This is a genomic window from Micromonospora sp. MH33 (assembly GCF_003013775.1).
Taxonomy (GTDB): domain Bacteria; phylum Actinomycetota; class Actinomycetes; order Mycobacteriales; family Micromonosporaceae; genus Micromonospora; species Micromonospora fulviviridis.
On sequence record NZ_MUYZ01000116.1, the window covers coordinates 1 to 18170 of the forward strand.

General features: G+C 72.9%; 14 protein-coding genes and 3 pseudogenes. 7 read left to right on the plus strand and 10 right to left on the minus strand.

Features of this window, described 5'->3' with window-relative positions; translation table 11 throughout:
- The 4 genes and pseudogenes from B0E53_RS37670 to B0E53_RS18540 form a co-directional block, all read left to right on the plus strand.
- Positions 1-606: pseudogene (locus B0E53_RS37670) on the plus strand (hypothetical protein); the annotation flags it as partial.
- Positions 607-784: 178 nt separating this feature from the next.
- Entirely contained in the window at positions 785-1738 is a 954-nt protein-coding gene (gene trxB / locus B0E53_RS18530; protein ID WP_107077222.1) for a thioredoxin-disulfide reductase, read from the plus strand.
- A gap of 39 nt (positions 1739-1777) precedes the next feature.
- On the plus strand, positions 1778-2101 hold the full coding sequence (gene trxA, locus B0E53_RS18535) for a thioredoxin (RefSeq protein ID WP_073836974.1): 324 nt from the start codon (positions 1778-1780) through the stop codon (positions 2099-2101).
- Positions 2102-2289: 188 nt separating this feature from the next.
- Positions 2290-3450 carry an N-acetylmuramoyl-L-alanine amidase gene (locus B0E53_RS18540; RefSeq protein WP_107077223.1) on the plus strand — a complete coding sequence of 387 codons (1161 nt, stop codon included), beginning with the start codon at positions 2290-2292 and terminating at the stop codon, positions 3448-3450.
- Between the two features lie 14 nt (positions 3451-3464).
- Here the strand turns inward: B0E53_RS18540 and B0E53_RS18545 are convergent, their stop codons facing one another.
- Complete coding sequence (locus B0E53_RS18545) at positions 3465-4130, minus strand: GNAT family N-acetyltransferase (protein WP_091316295.1); 666 nt, start codon at positions 4128-4130, stop codon at positions 3465-3467.
- Positions 4131-4420: 290 nt separating this feature from the next.
- Between B0E53_RS18545 and B0E53_RS18550 the strand changes: the two genes are divergently transcribed.
- Both B0E53_RS18550 and B0E53_RS18555 read left to right on the plus strand, forming a co-directional pair.
- Positions 4421-5734, plus strand: coding sequence for a PLP-dependent aminotransferase family protein (locus B0E53_RS18550; RefSeq protein ID WP_107077224.1), 1314 nt, complete (start codon positions 4421-4423; stop codon positions 5732-5734).
- 7 nt (positions 5735-5741) lie between these two features.
- Positions 5742-6740: a D-alanine--D-alanine ligase gene (locus B0E53_RS18555; protein WP_107077225.1), complete on the plus strand. Its 999-nt coding sequence runs from the start codon at positions 5742-5744 to the stop codon at positions 6738-6740.
- A gap of 9 nt (positions 6741-6749) precedes the next feature.
- On the opposite strand, the pseudogene B0E53_RS18560 reads toward B0E53_RS18555, so the two are convergent.
- The 9 genes and pseudogenes from B0E53_RS18560 to rpmH all read right to left on the minus strand — a co-directional run.
- Positions 6750-7510: pseudogene (locus B0E53_RS18560) on the minus strand (hypothetical protein); the annotation flags it as partial.
- 3053 nt (positions 7511-10563) lie between these two features.
- Complete coding sequence (locus B0E53_RS18565) at positions 10564-11628, minus strand: ParB/RepB/Spo0J family partition protein (RefSeq protein WP_107077226.1); 1065 nt, start codon at positions 11626-11628, stop codon at positions 10564-10566.
- A gap of 27 nt (positions 11629-11655) precedes the next feature.
- Positions 11656-13023, minus strand: coding sequence for an AAA family ATPase (locus B0E53_RS37675; RefSeq protein WP_107077227.1), 1368 nt, complete (start codon positions 13021-13023; stop codon positions 11656-11658).
- A gap of 250 nt (positions 13024-13273) precedes the next feature.
- Positions 13274-14053, minus strand: coding sequence for a 16S rRNA (guanine(527)-N(7))-methyltransferase RsmG (rsmG, locus tag B0E53_RS18575; RefSeq protein ID WP_246835468.1), 780 nt, complete (start codon positions 14051-14053; stop codon positions 13274-13276).
- A gap of 398 nt (positions 14054-14451) precedes the next feature.
- Positions 14452-15036: a R3H domain-containing nucleic acid-binding protein gene (locus B0E53_RS18580; RefSeq protein WP_107077229.1), complete on the minus strand. Its 585-nt coding sequence runs from the start codon at positions 15034-15036 to the stop codon at positions 14452-14454.
- A 216-nt stretch (positions 15037-15252) separates the two neighbouring features.
- Complete coding sequence (gene yidC / locus B0E53_RS18585) at positions 15253-16254, minus strand: membrane protein insertase YidC (protein WP_107077230.1); 1002 nt, start codon at positions 16252-16254, stop codon at positions 15253-15255.
- The gene (gene yidD, locus B0E53_RS18590; protein WP_091567651.1) at positions 16255-16494 is read right to left on the minus strand and encodes a membrane protein insertion efficiency factor YidD; all 240 of its coding nucleotides are present in this window, start codon (positions 16492-16494) and stop codon (positions 16255-16257) included. It abuts the gene before it with no gap.
- A 41-nt stretch (positions 16495-16535) separates the two neighbouring features.
- Entirely contained in the window at positions 16536-16949 is a 414-nt protein-coding gene (rnpA, locus tag B0E53_RS18595; RefSeq protein WP_107077232.1) for a ribonuclease P protein component, read from the minus strand.
- A gap of 34 nt (positions 16950-16983) precedes the next feature.
- A complete protein-coding gene (rpmH, locus tag B0E53_RS18600) occupies positions 16984-17121 on the minus strand; it encodes a 50S ribosomal protein L34 (RefSeq protein WP_074478258.1) in 138 nt (45 codons plus the stop codon).
- Between the two features lie 576 nt (positions 17122-17697).
- On the opposite strand from rpmH, the pseudogene B0E53_RS39450 reads away from it, so the two are divergent.
- Positions 17698-18170: pseudogene (locus B0E53_RS39450) on the plus strand (chromosomal replication initiation protein); the annotation flags it as partial.

Consider the following 18170-nt stretch of genomic DNA (forward strand, 5'->3'; position numbering starts at 1 on the left):
CGGCCGGGCCGGAACACCGGCCCGGGGCGCCGTTCGCGGCGCTGGAGCCGGCTCGCCGGGCCGGTCGCGCTGGCCGCCGCCTCGGTGACCGCGGTCGGGTTCGGGGTCAGTTACCTGGTCGACGCGGGGGCCGGCCGGATCACCGCAGCGGGCGACAGCGCGGGGAGCCGGGCCGATCACGAGGCCGCACCGCTGGCCGCCGCGCCGTTCCGGACCACCGGGCCGGCCCGGCACAGCGGCACCGACTACACCCCCGAGGGGCTCACCCGGCTGCCTGCCGTGTTCGGTGCGCCCTCGCCCTCGGTGGGCGGCGACAAGGGGACCACCTCGGGGAGCGAGGACGAGCACCGGGTCGGCATCGGTGCGACGCTGGGCCGGCTCGCCGCCCCGGAGGCGCTGGCCTCCTGCCTGTCCGCGATCGGCGGCGAGCACGCGGCCGGCCCGCTCACCGTCGACCTGGTCGACTACGCCCGGTTCCAGGGCAGCCCGGCGCTGGTGGTCACCTTCACGGACGCGGGCGGCGCGCGCTGGGCCTGGGTGACCGGACCCGAGTGCGGGGTCCCCGGGTCCGGCGCGGACACCCGGTTCACCACGCGGGTAGGGTGAGGTCACGGTCACCCGGGCGTGTCCCGCCACGTGACGTGACCCACCGGATGACCGGCTCGGGAATCCCCGCTTCGTACGATGACGTTCTGCAAGTCAGGCGCCGGCGCCGCTGGGCCGTCGGCACTCGGGATCGACATCGGTGCGCGCCGGTGACGAACACACACATCGGGAGACGGCAGTGGACGAGGTCCGCAACCTGATCATCATCGGCTCCGGGCCGGCCGGTTACACGGCGGCGGTCTATGCCGCGCGCGCCAACCTCAATCCGCTGGTCATCGAAGGCGTGCAGTCCGGCGGTGCGCTGATGACCACCACCGAGGTGGAGAACTTCCCCGGGTTCGCGGACGGCATCCTCGGTCCCGAGCTGATGGACAACATGCGCAAGCAGGCCGAGCGGTTCGGCGCCGAGTTCCTCACCGACGACGTGACCCGGGTCGAACTCAAGGACACCGGTGAGACCGGCTCCGACGCGGTCAGCACCGTCTGGGTGGGCGAGACCGCCTACCGGGCCAAGGCGGTCATCCTCTCCACCGGCTCGGCCTGGCGCCCGCTGGGCGTGCCGGGCGAGCAGGAGTACCTGGGCCACGGCGTGTCGTCCTGCGCCACCTGTGACGGCTTCTTCTTCCGCAACCAGCACATCGTGGTGGTCGGCGGCGGCGACTCGGCGATGGAGGAGGCCAGCTTCCTCACCCGGTTCGCCGAGTCGGTGACGATCATCCACCGCCGCGACTCGTTCCGCGCCAGCAAGATCATGGCCGCCCGGGCCCTCGGCAACGAGAAGATCAAGGTCGAGTGGAACAGCGTGATCGAGGAGATCCTCGGCGAGGACGGCAAGGTCAGCGGCGTACGGGTGCGCAACGTGCACACCGGCGAGAGCAAGGTCCTCGACGTCACCGGCGTCTTCGTGGCGATCGGCCACGACCCGCGCAGTGAGCTCTTCCGCGGCCAGGTGGAACTCGACGACGAGGGGTACGTGAAGGTGCAGGCGCCCAGCACCCGGACCAGCATCCCGGGTGTCTTCGCCGCCGGCGACGTGGTCGACCACACCTACCGGCAGGCGATCACGGCGGCCGGCACGGGATGTGCCGCCGCCCTGGACGCCGAGCGCTTCATCGCCACCCTGCAAGGCTGAAAGATTTTCACGAACAGGTCCCGGAGGAGGGGTTTCATAGTGGGAGCAACCAAGGCGGTCACGGACGCGAGCTTCGCGAGCGACGTGCTGAAGTCCGACAAGCCGGTTCTGGTCGACTTCTGGGCGGAGTGGTGCGGTCCGTGCCGCAAGGTCTCGCCGCTGCTGGAGGAGATCGCGGGCGAGATGGGTGACCAGGTCACCATCGTCAAGCTCAACATCGACGAGAACCCCGAGACGGCGCGCACCTACCGGGTGATGTCCGTGCCGACCCTGACCATCTTCAAGAACGGCGAGCCGGTGCAGTCCATCGCCGGCGCCAAGCCGAAGGGCGAGCTGGTCAAGCTCATCGAGTCGGCGCTCTGAGCCGACACCCGACACCACCGGAACCCCCGTCCACCCGACCCCGGGTGACGGGGGTTCCGCCTTTCCCGACCTGCCCCGAACCCGGGCCGGTCGGTGACCGGCCACGGTACGCTCCGTAGGCGTTCGGCGGCGGGCAGCGCCTCCGTCGGAGTGTCCGGCCAGCCAGCGTCCGTGCAGAGGGGGTCGTCGTGCGTCCCATCCGACCCGGTGACCGGGGCCCCGCGGTGGCCGAGATCCGCACCGTCCTCACCGGCCTGGAACTGCTCCCGGCCGGCGGCGGAGGCGACGAGTTCGACCCGGAGACCGAACGCGCGGTCCGGGCGTTCCAGCAGTCCCGCGGCCTCAGCGTGGACGGGCGGGTGGGCGCGGAGACCTGGCAGGCGCTGGACGCGGCGCGCTGGCGGTTCGGCGCGCGCACCCTCTACCACGCCGTCCCCGAGCCGCTCATCGGCGAGGACGTCCGATCGCTTCAGGAGCGGCTCCTGGAGATGGGGTACGACGTCGGCCGCGCCGACGCCATCTACGGCATCCGCACCTCCCGCGCCGTCGCCCAGTTCCAGCGGGAGATGGGGCTGAAACCGGACGGGACGTGCGGTCCACACACCATCAACGCGCTGCGCCGCCTCGGCCGCAAGGTGGTCGGCGGACGGCCCCAGTGGCTCCGCGAGTCCGACGCCATCCGGCAGGCCGGGCCCACCCTGGTCGGACGGACCGTAGTGATCGACCCCGGGCACGGCGGCACCGACCCGGGCGTGGTCGTGCCCGACGGCCCGCTGCGCTGGACGGAGGCGGACATCGTGCACGACCTGGCCAGCCGGCTGGAGGGGCGGCTCGCCGCGGCCGGCGTACGGGTGCAGCTCACCCGGGGCCCCTCCCCGCGGACCTGCCTGCCGGACGCGGACCGCGCCCAGCTGGCCAACTCCCTCGGCGCCGACGTCTTCATCTCGCTGCACACCGACGGGCACGCCAACCCGGAGGCCGACGGGGTGGCCACCTACCACTACGGCACCGACAACGGCGTCACCTCCGCCACCGGGGAGCGACTGGCGGGGCTGGTGCAGCGGGAGATCGTGGCCCGCACCGGGCTGCGGGACTGCCGTACCCACGCCAAGGCGTGGGACCTGCTGCGACTGACCCGGATGCCGGCGGTACGCGTGGAGGTGGGCTACCTGACCTCGCCGGCCGACCGGGGCCGGCTGGTGGACCCCCGGTTCCGGGACCGGGTGGTCGAGGCCATCGTCGCCGCCGTGCAGCGGATGTACTTCCCGATCGAGCGGGACGTGCCCACCGGCTCGATCGACGTGAGCGAGCTGCGGGCGGTGGTGGCCGCCGGCACGGTGGTGGACTGAGCCCTGCCGGCCCGTCAGCTGGTCGAGCGGGTGGCCGGAGCCGGCCGGACCGGCCGGAGCAGCGTCTCCGGGCTCATCGAGCCGAGCAGCTTCTCCAACGCGTACTCGACGTCGGACTTCCAGCTCAGCGCGGTACGCAACTCCAGCCGCAGGCGGGGGTAGCGCGGGTGCGGGCGGACCGTCTTGAAGCCCACCGACAGGAAGAAGTCGGCCGGTGCGAGGCAGGCCCGGGTCGGGTCGTCCCCGTCGTCACCGAACTTCGCGTCGCCGAACGCCTCGATCGCCTTGATGCCGCGCTTGGTGAGATCCCGGGCCACCCCCTGGACCAGCATCCGGCCCAGGCCGCCGCCCGCGAAGGCGGGCACCACGTGGGCGGTCATGAGCAGCGCGGCGTCCGCGGAGACCGGCGAGGTGGGAAAGGCCATCGAGCGCGGGACGTACGCCGGCGGGGCGTACATGACGAAACCGGCGGGCATGCCGTCGACGTACGCGAGCTTGCCGCAGGAACCCCACTCCAGGAGCGTCTGGGAGACCCAGGCCTCCTTCTCCAGGCCCGGATCGCCGGCGGCGCACGCACGCTCGGCGGAGACCGGGTCCAGCTCCCAGTAGACGCACTGCCGGCAGGAGCGGGGCAGGTCCTCCAGCGTGTCCAGGGTCAGACTGACCAGACGTCGCGACATGAGCACCCCACCCATAGGCTCGCCAGCGGGGACCACCACGGTCACCCGCCGCCTTCCTGCCCCCGACGAGCGATCGTACGCCCCTGACCGACGCTACGGGAGAGGACGCGCGAACGCCCACCCGAGGCGGGGAGGGCCGGTCCGGGATGTGGACGTACCCACATGGCGGGCCCGGTGCTGGTCGGCGCGGATTACGATCGACCAACCGGCGTCCCGCGCCGCCATGGTTGCCGGCATCGCGGGTACCACACCGGGCGGCAGCCCCGCCGACACCCGATCGAGGTGATGTCATGACCGGCACGACGCTCGACGACTACACCGACCGGTACGCCCGGCGGGTCCGGGGGATGACAGCCTCCGAGATCCGGGCACTCTTCGCGGTGGCCAGCCGGCCGGAGGTGGTCTCGCTCGCCGGTGGGGCGCCCTACATCGCGGCGCTGCCGCTCGACGCGGTCGGCGAGATGCTCGGCCGGCTCGGCGCCGAGCACGGCGCCACCACCCTCCAGTACGGCATCGGCCAGGGCACCCCGGAGCTGCGCGAGCGGATCTGCGAGGTGATGGCGCTGTCCGGGATCGACGCGTCGTGTGGCGCCTCGCCCGAGGACGTGGTGGTCACCGTCGGCGGCCAGCAGGCGCTCGACCTGGTGGCCCGGCTCTTCCTGGACCCGGGGGACGTGGTGCTCGCCGAGGGCCCGACGTACGTCGGCGCACTCGGGGTGTTCCAGGCCGCCCAGGCCCAGGTGATGCACGTGCCGATGGACACCGAGGGGCTGATCCCGGAGGCGCTGGAGGTGGCCATCGCCGACCTGGCCCGGGCCGGCCGGCGGGTGAAGTTCCTCTACACCATCCCCACCTACCAGAACCCGACCGGCGTGACGCTGAGCGAGGAGCGGCGGGAGCGGGTGCTCGACATCTGCGAGCGTGCCGGGCTGCTGGTGGTGGAGGACGACCCGTACGGTCAGCTCGGCTTCGAGGGCGAGGCGCCCGCGCCGCTGCGGGCCCGGCGCCGCGACGGGGTCTTCTACCTGAGCACCTTCTCCAAGACCTTCGCGCCCGGGCTGCGGGTGGGCTGGATCCTCGCCCCGCACGCGGTCCGCGACAAGCTGGTCATCGCCAGCGAGGCGCAGATCCTCTGCCCCAGCGGCTACGCGCAGGCCGCCGTCTCGACGTACCTCGGCACCATGCCCTGGCGGCAGCAGCTCAAGGTCTACCGCGAGGTCTACCGGGAGCGCCGGGACGCCATGCTCGACGCGCTCGCGGACCTGATGCCGGAGGGCACCACCTGGACCACCCCGGCCGGCGGCCTCTTCGTCTGGGCGACCCTGCCCGACGGCCTGGACTCCAAGGCGATGATGCCGCGGGCGATCGCCGCCCGGGTCGCGTACGTGCCGGGCACCGGCTTCTACGCCGACGGGACCGGCAGCGGCAACATGCGGCTCAACTTCTCCTTCCCGCCGCCGGAGCGGATCCGGGAGGGCGTCCGCCGGCTGGCCGGCGTGATGGAGCAGGAGATCGCCATGCGCAAGGTCTTCGGCGCGGTCGGCGGCGCGGGTCCGCGGCGCCGGCAGGGCGGCTCGGACACGCCCGGTCCCGACTTGGCATGATTCCCGCATGGCCGTCAGCCCTGCCGCACACACTTCCGTGACCGGACCCGCCACCACCGACGAACTGCACGTGCTGGTGCTCGCCGGCGGACTCTCCTACGAGCGGGACGTCTCGCTCCGGTCCGGCCGGCGGGTGCTCGACGCGCTACGCGCGGTCGGCGTGGAGGCCGAGCTGCGGGACGCCGACGTGGCGCTGCTGCCCGCCCTCGCCGCCGACCCGCCGGATGCCGTGGTGATCGCCCTGCACGGCGCCACGGGCGAGGACGGCTCGCTGCGCGGCGTGCTCGACCTGTGCGACGTGCCCTACGTCGGCTGCGACGCCCGCGCGTCCCGGCTCGCCTGGGACAAGCCCTCCGCCAAGGCGGTGCTGCGTGAGGCGGGCATCCCCACGCCCGACTGGGTGGCGCTGCCGCACGACCGCTTCTCCGAACTGGGCGCGGTGGCCGTCCTGGACCGGATCGCCGACCGGCTCGGCCTGCCGCTGATGGTCAAGCCCGCGCAGGGCGGATCCGGGCTGGGCGCCGCCGTGGTCCGGGACGCCGCGTCGCTGCCGGCCGCCATGGTCGGCTGTTTCGCGTACGACCAGACGGCGCTGGTGGAGCGCTACGTGCCCGGGATGGACGTGGCGGTCTCCGTGCTCGACCTGGGCGAGGGCCCGCAGGCCCTGCCCCCGGTCGAGATCGTCCCCCGCAACGGCGTCTACGACTACGCGGCCCGCTACACCGCCGGCCGCACCACCTGGCACGCGCCGGCCCGGCTCGATCCCGGGACCACCGAGCGGGTGGCCGAGGTGGCCCTCGCCGCACACACCGCGCTCGGCCTGCGCGACCTCTCCCGGGTCGACCTGATCGTCGACGCGGAGGGGCAGCCGCACGTGCTGGAGGTCAACGTCTCCCCGGGGATGACTGAGACCTCGCTACTGCCGCTGGCCGTCCAGGCGGCCGGGCTGGACTTCGGGCGGGCGCTCGGCACTCTGGTCACCCGCGCCGCCGCCCGCCGTCCCTGACGTCAGGCCGGCCCGGCCTCCTCCGGCGTGCGCGCCTTCTCCGGCTTCCCGGTCGAGGATCCCTCGGCCGCCGGGGTCTCCGCCTCTTCGGCTTCCGGGATCTCATCCGCGGCCTCGATCACCGACGCGGTCTCCTCCTCGCGCTCCCCGGCCGCCTCGCGGGCTGATTGGGCCTTGATGCTCGACGGCGCCTGCCACTGGATGCGGGGCGGCTCGGCCAGCGGACGGCCGCCGAACTCGGCGAGCCACGCGGCGACCATGGCCAGGTTCTCCCGCCACTGCGCTTCGGAGATCGGCGGGAGGATCGAGTCCCACAGGGACAGGAAGGTGCCCCGCAGTTGCAGCCGACCGTACGGCCGCGCCAGGAACCACATGTGCAGGTGCGCCGACCCGTCACCCCAGCGGTTGACGTGCACCCGGGCCACGCCGTCCAGTGAGCGGATGGCCCGCTCCAGGCGCACGGTCATCACGCCCAACTCCGCGGCGAGCAGGTTCGGCAGGTCGCCGAGATCGAGGTGCGACCGGGACTCCAGGATCAGCACCATCGGGAGGCCGGTGGGTCGGTCCATCGCCCGGACCCGCCATCGCTCACCCACCCAGATGTACGCCTCGTCCGGCGCGTTGCACGCGGTGCATTCCCGGTGCCCCTCGCCGCGGCGGGGAGGCTCGACCGGTACGGGCTCGTCGAGCGGCTTGACGTGGAGATCGCCCTCGAAGGGAAAGGAGGGCCACTGGGTGAAGTCCGGGACTGAGGGAGGGGTGTCCTGCACGACGCTGACCCTAACCGAGTTGGCGACGCCTGTCCCTACCTGACCGCCGGGCAGCCGAGCGTTCCTCGTCGATCCACAACGGGTTGTCCACCGCGTTGTCCACAGGCCGCTGAGATCGCCACCACACCGCGTCATCCACTGCTCAGCAAGGGTTTTCGCGCGCTGTTTCACGTGAAACGGCGAGTGCCTGTGGAAAACAGCTGTGGATAACCTGGGGTGGGCTGTCCACGGAGTGCGGGGTGCCTCGATCCTTCCTTCCTAACGATCGAACCGGGCATCCGCACCGGCCTGTTTCACGGTTCTCCGGCTCCTTCGCGAGGGGGCCGTCCGGGGGGACCAAGGCTCGCAGCGCAAGGCGTGTTTCACGTGAAACCAGCCCCTGCGGGCGAGCCCTCCGGTGGGCATCGCCGGGCCGCGTCAGCCGATGCCTTCATGGCCGAACGCGGCCCAACCCACAGGCGGAAGCGATCAGGCTCCCCCCGTCCACACCCCCTCGAACCGCTCCGGTTGGCGCAGCCTCGGTGAACGCCCGAAGCCCAGGTCGCCGACCCGCTGCTCGACCGACCCGCTGCTCGACCGACCCGCTGCTCGACCGACCCGCTGCTCGACCGACCCGCTGCTCGGCGGACCGGCGGCGGACGGCGGGCGGCCTCCGACGCAGATATCTCCCGCAGGGCGCGACCCGACGTGGCCCGTGGCGGTTGGGCGACGGGTTCGGCTGACCGACGGAAAGTGGACCGGTCCCGGCAGCCGCGTCACACCCGCGAGATTCCCCTCGGTTGGAGCAGCGAGGTCGACACCCGATCCGCGAGGCGAATCGTCCCTTGCCGCGTGGTGGGCAAGCAGCCAGCCACCCGATTACGGCCCGGCCCATTCGAGGCGCAGCGGGCCGCCCTGGAACGGGGAGAGGGATGGCGCCTACCCGCCTGACGGATGGGAGGCCCGGCGTTTCACGTGAAACAGCGAAGTAGGCAGTGCCGCTCATCCGGGAGAGCCGGCCCCCACCGGGCGGTACCGAGATGCGTCTTCCGCTCATCGACGTGAAAGCCGGTCCACCACGGGGCGGCCAATCCGAGCACGAGCCCCCCGCGCAACTCGGATCGGAGGGACGCCTCGGACCGCCCGTCTCGCTCGTGGACGGACTAATCGGCCGCCGCCTCTGCACGCCGCTCGGCTCACGCTGCGGACTCCCCGAAAGGCCGCGGGGCGGAGCGGGCTTTCGGGGACCTGGCACAACGCACTCGGGTCGTCGAGACCGGCGAACGCCGGGTGTGAGGCGTCGGGCGCCATGAGAGTGACCACCGCGCCCGTTCAGCGCCTCAGAGCCGGCTCCCCATCGGTAGGGACCGCCCACCGGACGCCAAGGCGACGGCAGACGGCTCCAGAAGGTCTCACAGCCCTCGCGAAGGGCAGGAGTCGATTCCGGGGAGCAGTGGAGGCGACGACGGCTGAAGAAAGAGCAACGGCCAACAGACGGACATCGGCAAAGAGGCTCGCAGGGGTATGCCGGCTCAGGAAAGGCACGGAGTGTCGGCGGAGGCCACCGCGCGCGGGGCGCCGCCCGGCGGAGTCGCGACTGCGCCGGGGCATCGCCTGGGCAGGAGCGCCACCCGGACGGAGTCCAATGGCCATGGGCGCACCGGTCGGAGGCCAGCCGGCAGGGCGCTAACCGCACAGAGCCGCCACCGGGCGGCGGCCTCCAACCGGCAGGGTGCCACCCGAACAGAGCCGCCATCGAGCGGAGACCACCGCCGGGTGGAGGCCGCCGCCGGGTGGAGGCCACCGCCGGGTGGAGGCCACCGCCGAGCGGAGGCCGCCGCCGAGCGGAGGCCGCCGCCGAGCGGAGGCCGCGGGCGGGCAGACGCACCACCGGGGCAGGGGTGCGGCCGGGCAACCGGTACCGCCTCAGCAAGGGGTACCGCCGGGAAGCCGACGCCGCATGACGGTGAGGAGTGCCGACCGCCGACGGGCCTCGGGGCGCGGGAAGGCGCTGGTCGCAAAGGGAGCTGGCGGGGTGAGGGAGGCCGCCACGGGGGTGGCCGGCGGAGCGGCTGCACCGGGCTGTCCGGTCAGTCCGCCGGCCGGCGGCCAATGCCAACGGCGGGCCACGGGCGACAGGTGGCCGACGGTGAACGACGGCGGGAGCGACCGGTGCCGGAGTCCTCGTGGAACCGACTCCCTCGCGTCACATCACCGTTTCACGTGAAACGCACCCCGCCTGTGCCCGCCCGCTGCCGGCATCGGCGGCACGGGAGCCCGCTCAGCAACCCATGGAGCTGGCGGGCCGGCTGTCCACGGCCCGGCACTGGCGGGCCGGGCTGGCCGCCGGGTCCCCTCCCGATATTGGCCACAGGCCCAGGGCTCGTCCCGCCGGGAACGGCGACGGGCAGCAGCAGGGCCGGCGAAGACGCCCGCCGGCCCTGGCCCTTGGCGCGCCCCGAGACCTCCCCAGTTGACCTCAGCCAGCCCGAGCCCTGACGGCACCCTCGACTACCCGCCCACCCGTTCCGAGTCGCTCAGGACGCTCTCACCGCCGTCCCTTCCACCCCGACGCAGGGGCACGCTGCGGATTGCCCAACGGACCTGAAGCCGCTGGCTTCAGCCAGCAACCCCAACCACCCCGCCGGCCAGGCTCCCACCGGAATCACCCCTGCCGGCCCGGTGCACCGGAACCATCCCGGGGCGGCCGGCTTCCACCAAAACCAATCCGGCCGACTTTCTCCGAAGCCAACCCGGCCGACTTCCAATCGGAGCCACCCCCGGCCGGCGTCCGCCGAAGCCACCTCTGCCGGGCGGGGTCGACCTCGGCGGGCACTGCGTGGGTCGGGTCGACGCCCCGGCCCACGCCGGAAGCACCACCGCCCGGCCGGCTTCCGGCGGCACACCACCGTCAGAACAACCAGCACGGCGACACCGCGAGGCGACGCACGGCCCGCGTCATCGACCAGAACCGAGCCGACCGGGTCCCGGGCCATCCGGCCGGCGGACCCTCCAAACGTCTCGGCCGCGTCGCCCCCGCAGGGACCACGCGGCCGAGACCGACAGGGACGTACTCACTCGCCGGGCTGCTCCTCCTGGCCCACCCCGATGATCCCGACGATCCGCTCCAGGTCGTCGACCGTCGCGAACTCGATCGTGATCTTCCCCTTGCTCCGGCCGATGTCGACCTTCACGCGGGTGTCGAAGCGGTCGGAGAGCCGGTCGGCGAGGTCTGTCAGCGCGGGCGCGTGCGGCTTCGGCCGGCGCTTCGCGGCCGGGGTCTTCGCCGGGCCGTCGGCGAGCGCCAGGGCAACGAGTTCCTCGGTGGCGCGTACGGAGATGCCCTCGGCGACGATGCGCTTGGCGAGCTGCTCCTGCGCCTCGGCGTCGTCGAGGCTGAGCAGGGCACGGGCGTGACCGGCGGAGAGCACCCCGGCGGCGACCCGGCGCTGCACGTGGGCGGGCAGGTTCATCAGCCGGATGGTGTTGGAGATCTGGGGCCGGCTCCGGCCGATCCGGCGGGCCAGCTCCTCGTGCGTCGCGCCGAACTCCTCCAGCAGTTGCTGGTACGCGGCCGCCTCTTCCAGCGGGTTGAGGTTGGCCCGGTGGATGTTCTCGAGCAGCGCGTCCCGGAGCATCGCGTCGTCCTTAGTGTCCCGGACGATGGCGGGGATGTTCTCCCGGCCGACCGCCTGGGCCGCACGCCAGCGCCGCTCGCCCATGACGAGTTCGTACTTCTCGCTGTCGAGCTGGCGGACCACGATCGGCTGGAGGAAACCCACCTCCTGAATCGAGGTCTTCAGCTCCTCCAGCGCCTCCTCGTCGAAGACGTGCCGGGGCTGCTTCGGGTTCGGCACGATGCTGTCGACCGGGATCTCGGCGAAGCGGGCTCCCGGGACCGGGCTCAGTTGCAGCTCCGGCTCCGCGGCCGGGGCCGCCGGGGTGGCCGGGGTGGTCACCTCCCGGGCGCCGACGGCTTCGGTCGCGGCCGCCGCCGCACCGCCGATGGGGGCGGCCGGGGCGGTCGCTGCCGCACCGTTCTCGGTTTCGACGGCCGCCGGGGCACTGCCCGGCACGGGCCCGGTGGGGATGAGGGCGCCGAGCCCCCGGCCCAGTCCGCCGCGAGGACGGTTCTTCATGCGACGCCTCCCAGCGACTTCTCCGCACTACGCATTCCGGCTCACCGGCTCCATGACGCCTCGCTCGGCAATTTCCTGAGCGGCCTCGAAGTAGCTCGTGGCCCCCCGCGAACCGGGATCGTAGGTCATCACGGACTGCCCGTAGCTGGGCGCCTCGGAGACCCGTACGTTCCGGGGGATCACGGCCTGGAGCACCTTGTCCCCGAAGTGGTTCCGGACGTCCTGCTCCACCGCGTCGGCCAACCGGGTACGCCGGTCGTACATGGTGAGCAGGATGGTGGAGACCTCGAGCTTCGGGTTGAGGTGCTGCCGGACCAGGTTGATGTTCTGGATCAGCTGGTTGAGGCCCTCCAGCGCGTAGTACTCGCACTGGATGGGGATCAGCACCTCCTGCGCGGCGACCAACGCGTTGACGGTCAGCAGGCCGAGCGACGGCGGGCAGTCGATGAAGACGTAGTCGAAGTGCCCCGGGTACGCGGCGATGGCCCGGGCCAGCCGGGACTCCCGGGCGACCACCGAGACCAGTTCGATCTCCGCGCCCGCCAGGTCGATGGTGGCCGGTACGCACCACAGGTTCGGGATGCCCTCGACTGCCTGGGCGACCTCCTCCAGCGGCACGCTGTCGATCAGGCAGTCGTAGACGTCCGGCACCCCGGTGTGGTGCGGCACGTTGAGCCCGGTGGAGGCGTTGCCCTGCGGGTCGAGGTCGACCACCAGCACCCGGTTGCCGTGCAGGGCGAGCGCCACCGCCAGGTTCACCGTGGTCGTGGTCTTGCCCACGCCGCCCTTCTGGTTGGCGACGCACATCACCCGGGTCCGTTCGGGGCGGGGCATGGTGACCTCACCACTGGGATTCAGGATCTGCACGGCGCGCATAGCCTCCATAGCCAACGGGGGATCATCCTCTTCGCGCGTCGGGGTTTCACGTGAAACGTACGTGCTCGCGGGGGGTTCGGCGCCGTAGCCGCCGGCCGGTGGCGTGTCGGCCGGGGCAGCCACGCCCGCGGCCACGTCCGGCGCCGCTTCGGGGGTGGGCTGCTGTGGCACGGCCACCACCGGCGGCTGCGGGTCGTAGCGCGCTGGGACCGCCGCGTTTCCGCGTACCGGAACCGGCCGAGGGGCGGGGGCGTTCGCCGGGCCGCCGTTCGGGTCGTGCGGATCCCGGGCCAGCGGCACGTTTGCCGGTACGGATGAGGTCGGTCGCACGGCACCCGTCCGCGGCGCCTCCCGGCGCACCACCGGATCGCAGTCGGGGGGACGCGTGGACGGGTCGTCGGGCTCACCGGTCGCCGGCCAACCCTGGTGGTTGGTTTCACGTGAAACGGGGCCGGTGGCAGAGGGCTGCCCCCCAGGCCCGGTCACCCGTGGATCGTCGTACCTGCCGTCGTCATGCACCTGTCATCCCTGCCCGCTCCGGATGGTCGGTCCGCACCCCGTCATTTCAGGCCCCCGCGCTCGCCGCGCGGCGTCACCGGCCCGGCGGGAACGGTCGGGTTCGGGTGTCGCCCGGCACCGCCGCTCCACACTATCGACGCGCGGCCAGCCTACGGCCGACGGGCGCAGCGGGTCCACGTCGGGTTCTGATCGATCAGCTCACGCCCACCCGGTCCAACGACCGGGTGGGCGTCCGGACAGCCTTACCGCGTCAGCGGTCCCGACCCTGGGCGCCACGGCGGCGACCGCCCCGCGAGCGCTTGGGCCCCTTCTTCCGAGCCGGGCCGACCACCCGCTCGCGGACCACCTCAATCATCGTCGCGGGCGGATCGATCACGCCGGCCCCGCACCGGTGCAACTCCGGTTCGCCTCCGCCGAGCCGGGCCACCGCCGGTGCGTGCTCGGCGATCTCCTCGGCGGCGGAGGCACCCTTGAGCGCCATCAGCCGGCCGCCGGGCACCGCCAGCGGAAGGCACCAGGCGGCGAGCCGGTCCAGCGCGGCCACGGCGCGTGCGGTGACGATGTCGGCGCTCAGCGGCTCCCGGTCGCGCGATCCGGTCGCGGCCTCCTCGGCGCGCCCGCGGAACACCCGGACCGATCTGGTCAGCCCGAGGTGCTGCACCGCCTCGATCAGGAAAGAGGTCCGCCGGGCGAGCGGCTCGACCAGGGTCACGGTGAGGTCGGGGCGCGCGATGGCCAGCACCAGACCGGGCAGGCCCGCTCCGGAGCCGACGTCGATCACACTGGCCCCCTCCGGGATGCGCTCGGCCATCGCCGCACAGTTGAGCAGGTGACGGTCCCAGAGCCGAGGCGTCTCGCGGGGGCCGATCAGGCCGCGCACCACCCCGTCCGTGGCCAGCAGTTCGGCGTACGCGGCGGCCAGGTCGAGCCGGTCGCCGAAGAGGGTACGGGCGGCGTCCGCCAACTCGGGCGGCAACGTCGCCCCCGCCGGGGACGGCTGCTCGCCGGCGGACCGGTCCGCACCGTCCACGAAGGACTGTCCCGCCTCGTCATCACCCGGGGCCGCGGCGCTCCGGTCACCGCGATGCGACGCAGCAGCGGCGGTCGGCTCGGCGAACACCGGGTCGACGGGACCGGCCGGGTCCGGCATCGTGGATCCGCCGGGCGGCAGGGGCTCGCTGAAGAGAGCCGTCGTCACCTCGGTGGCAGGGTCGGCCGCCACGACCGGCTCCGGGGCAGGCTCGCCGGAGAAGGTCGGGTCCGCCGGGGTCGCGGGCCCCGCCGCCGGCACCGTCGGATCGGCCGGGACATCGCCGGTGGAGAAGACGGGGTCCACGGCCGGATCGGGATGGACAGGAGACGGCCCGGGCGGCGCGCCGCCCGGGCCGGTCACGGCACCCGCCGTCGTCTCGTCGGAAGCCACCCGGGTCAGTCCGCCACCGGCCGGACCACGATCCGGCGGTTCGGCTCGACGCCCTCGGACTCGCTCTCCACGCCGCTCATCGCGTTGACCACGTCGTGCACGCACTTGCGCTCGAAGGCGGACATCGGCTCCAGACGCACCGGCTCGCCGTACTCCTTGACCTTCTCCACCGCGTTCTTGGCGACGGCGGCCAACTCCTTGCGCCGGGCGGCGCGGTAGCCGCCGACGTCGAGCAGCAGGCGGCTCGGCGAACCGGTCTGCCGGAACACCGCGAGCCGGGCCAGCTCCTGCAGCGCCTCCAGGGTGGCACCGCGCTGGCCGACCAGGTTCTGCAGGCGGCCGCCGACCACCTCGACGACCGGGCGACCGCCGGAGACCAGTTCGTCGATGTCGCCGTCGTAGTCGAGGATGTCGAGCAGGCCCTCGACGTAGTCGGCGGCGATCTCGCTCTGCCGGAACAGGTCGCTGTCGGCGGGCGCCTTCTTCTCCCGGGCCTCGCCCTGGGTCTCCTCGGCCTCCTCGGTGGTGGCGGCCGGCGCGCTCTCCTCGTCCAGGGACTGGTCGGCGCTGGGGATGCTGGTGTCGGTCACGGTCTCATCTCCGTACTCGCTCGGCCGGACCGTCGGGTCCGCTGGTCTCCCGGGGCCGGCGGGAGGTCTCGCCGGTGCCCTCGGGCACGTCTGTACGGGCCAGTTTCGCCCGTGACCGCGCTCCGCGCGGCGGTTCCGGCCCGGCGCCGACCCTTCGGTCGCAGCTCGGGGGCCGGAACGGGCCGCCGCCGGATCTCCGGCAGCGGCCCGGTGGGCTCAGCCCTGTCGCTTGGCGGGCCGGCCGCCGCTCTTCTTCGGGTTGACCGGCTTGGCGCCGGGCTTCGGGCCGGCCACCTTGGGGGCGGCGGCCGGAGCCTTGACGGCCGGCTGGGTGGTCTTGCGGCCGAGCAGGCCACCGGTCCGGGCCGGCTGGGCGGTGGTCTTGCCGCCGGTGGTCTTGCCGGCGGTGCTGCTCTTCGGCGGCACCAGCGGCGGGAACTTCCGCAGCACCCACTGCTGCTGGCCGAGGGTGAAGAGGTTGTTGGTGACCCAGTAGATGATCACACCGATCGGGAAGATCGAGCCCGAGATGAGCAGCGAGACCGGGATGCCGTAGAGCATCAGCCGCTGCACCATGCGCTGCTGCGGGTCCTCGGCCCAGCCGGTCTTGAGGATCATCTGCCGGCTGGTCAGGTAGGTGGTGGCGATCATGATGAGCACCAGGATGCCGGCGACGATCTTGACGGTCGTGCTGTTCGCCCCCAGGTTGGCCAGCTCGTCCGCGGTGGAGCCGAACCGGCCGGAGATCGGGGCGGTGAAGAGCTTCGCGCTGGAGGCGCTGTGGAACTGCTCGACGGTCCAGCCGTACAGGGTCTTGCCCTGGTTGTCGGGGTTGAGCCGCTTGAGCGTGTGGAACAGGCCGAGGAAGACCGGGATCTGGAGGAACATCGGAAGGCAGCCCATGAGCGGGTTGGCCTTTTCCTTCCGGTAGAGCTCCATCATCTCCTTCTGGAGCGTCTCCCGGTCACCCTTGTGCTTCTCCTGGAGCTCCTTGACCTTGGGCTGGAGCGCCTGCATGGCCCGCTGCGACTTGATCTGCTTGACGAAGACCGGGAACAGGATCACCCGGACCGTCACCACCAGGAAGATGATGGAGAGGATCCAGGCCCAGTTCGTACCGATCACGGCCTCGACCGGAACCCCGATGGCGTCCCAGGCCGAGTGCCAGGTCAGCAGGATCCACGAGATCGCGTAGTAGATCCAGTCGAGACTAAACACTCAGGCTCCAGTCACGTCGGCACGGCGGCGGTCGCCCGGCTCCGGCACCGGGTCGTGTCCACCAGGGTGGAAGGGGTGGCAGCGCGACAGCCGCCGGACCGTCAGCCAGGCTCCCCGCAGCGCACCGTGCCGGGACACCGCCTCGACGGCGTAGGCACTGCACGACGGGTAGAACCGGCAGCGGGCCGGCAGTGCCGGACTTATCCACCGACGGTACGCGATGATGGGCGCCAGCAGCATGCGGGCACCGGTAGTCGGCCGTGGCGCGGCAGTGTGCTCGGTCACCGGGACCGCCGGCCCCGGGGGGAGCGCGCGGCGGCGAGGGCGGCGTCCAGGTCGGCCCCGAGCCGGGCGTACGACGCCTCGGCGGCCGGCGGCAGGGCGCGTACCACCAGGGTGCTGCCGGCGGGCAGGTCGGCCAGCCGCTCGCGGACCAGGTGGCGGAGCCGGCGGCGGACCTTGTTCCGGACCACGGCGTTGCCGACGGCCTTGGACACGACGAAGCCGGCGCGGCGGGGTGCGGAGGTCTCCGCACCGCTGCTCCGCGCCGGCTCCGGCGAGGTTGTCGCGGTGGGTCCGGTCTGCTCGGGGAGGGTCAGGTGGACCACGACGGCGCCACGGCCGACGCGGCGGCCACCCCGGACCGCCGCGGCGAAGTCGCTACTGCGCCGCAGTCGTTGCGCGGCGGCCAGCACGACTGCCCACGTCCCCGGACCGGACCGGTCGGCCTCAGGCCGACAGGCGGGTACGGCCCTTGGCGCGACGGGTCGAGATGATGGCGCGGCCGGCACGGGTGCGCATGCGCAGCCGGAAGCCGTGGGTCTTCGCGCGCCGGCGGTTGTTCGGCTGGTAGGTGCGCTTGCTCACGTCAGGCTCTCCGTTGTCGTACGCCCCGCGCGGGGGATCGCCCGGGGTCGTGTGGTGGTCCAGGCCACCTCGACGGTGGCCTCCGATCGGTGCTGCCCGGTGGCGCGGGACCTCGGCGATGCGGGGAAGCGACCGCGGACAGCAAGCACCCATCACCCTAGCAGAGGGCGAGAGAGCAGCCGTTCCAGCCTACGCAGGGCGACAATGACCGTCAAACCTCACACCAGGGCCCCGACCAGCGCGGGAAGCGCGACCGAAGGGGCGGTTTTCACTGATGTTGACAAGGCTGCCCCGGTGTCGACGGTTGATGGCGCGGGGTCCGCGCTGTTAGCGTGCCCGATTGCGGTCAGCGTCGGGGGTCCGGGTTTGTCGCTGGCCGGCAAGACCGGACAAGGTAGTGAATCGTTCGGCACGGTGAACCCGCTTCAGCGCCTCCGGGAACCAGGGGGGCAGGTCCGACCCGCGTCCGGTGGGCGGCCACAATCGGTCGGTACACACAGGCTGTGGATAACTTGTGGATGACGACCGGTCAGCCGTCCGGGCGGGCGTGAGGAGAGGCGAGGGGGTGGCACGACGGTGACCGGATCGAACGACCTTGCCGCGGTGTGGACGGCGACGACCGACGAGCTCGCCGACGAGATCATCTCCGCGCAGCAGCGGGCGTACCTCCGGCTGACCCGGCTGCGGGCGATCGTCGAGGACACCGCGCTGCTCTCCGTACCGGACGCGTTCACCCGGGACGTGATCGAGTCCCGCCTCCGCCCGGCCATCACCGAGGCGTTGACCCGCCGGCTCGGCCGGCCCATCCAGGTCGCCGTCACCGTACGGGTCGCCGAGGACCCGGGCGGTCGTCCGGCCGGCACCGTCTACCGCAGCGGCCCGGAGCCGTTCGCCGGGCCCACGGACCTCCTCGCCGGCTTCGACCAGCCGGGCCCGACGGACACCGCGCCGGGCTTCCCCGAGCTGGGCTTCCCGCCCGCCCGGCCGGAGGCCACCGCGTACGCCGACCCGCGCCCGGAGGCGCCGGCCGACGAGCCGGCCCCCCGGCA

Bases quoted from the DNA above. Each gene is read 5' to 3' on its own strand.
- B0E53_RS18545 (WP_091316295.1), bottom strand. From the start codon at position 4,130: ATGTCGCGACGTCTGGTCAGTCTGACCCTGGACACGCTGGAGGACCTG.
- B0E53_RS18550 (WP_107077224.1), top strand. From the start codon at position 4,421: ATGACCGGCACGACGCTCGACGACTACACCGACCGGTACGCCCGGCGG.
- B0E53_RS18555 (WP_107077225.1), top strand. From the start codon at position 5,742: ATGGCCGTCAGCCCTGCCGCACACACTTCCGTGACCGGACCCGCCACC.
- B0E53_RS18565 (WP_107077226.1), bottom strand. From the start codon at position 11,628: ATGAAGAACCGTCCTCGCGGCGGACTGGGCCGGGGGCTCGGCGCCCTC.
- yidD (WP_091567651.1), bottom strand. From the start codon at position 16,494: ATGCTGCTGGCGCCCATCATCGCGTACCGTCGGTGGATAAGTCCGGCA.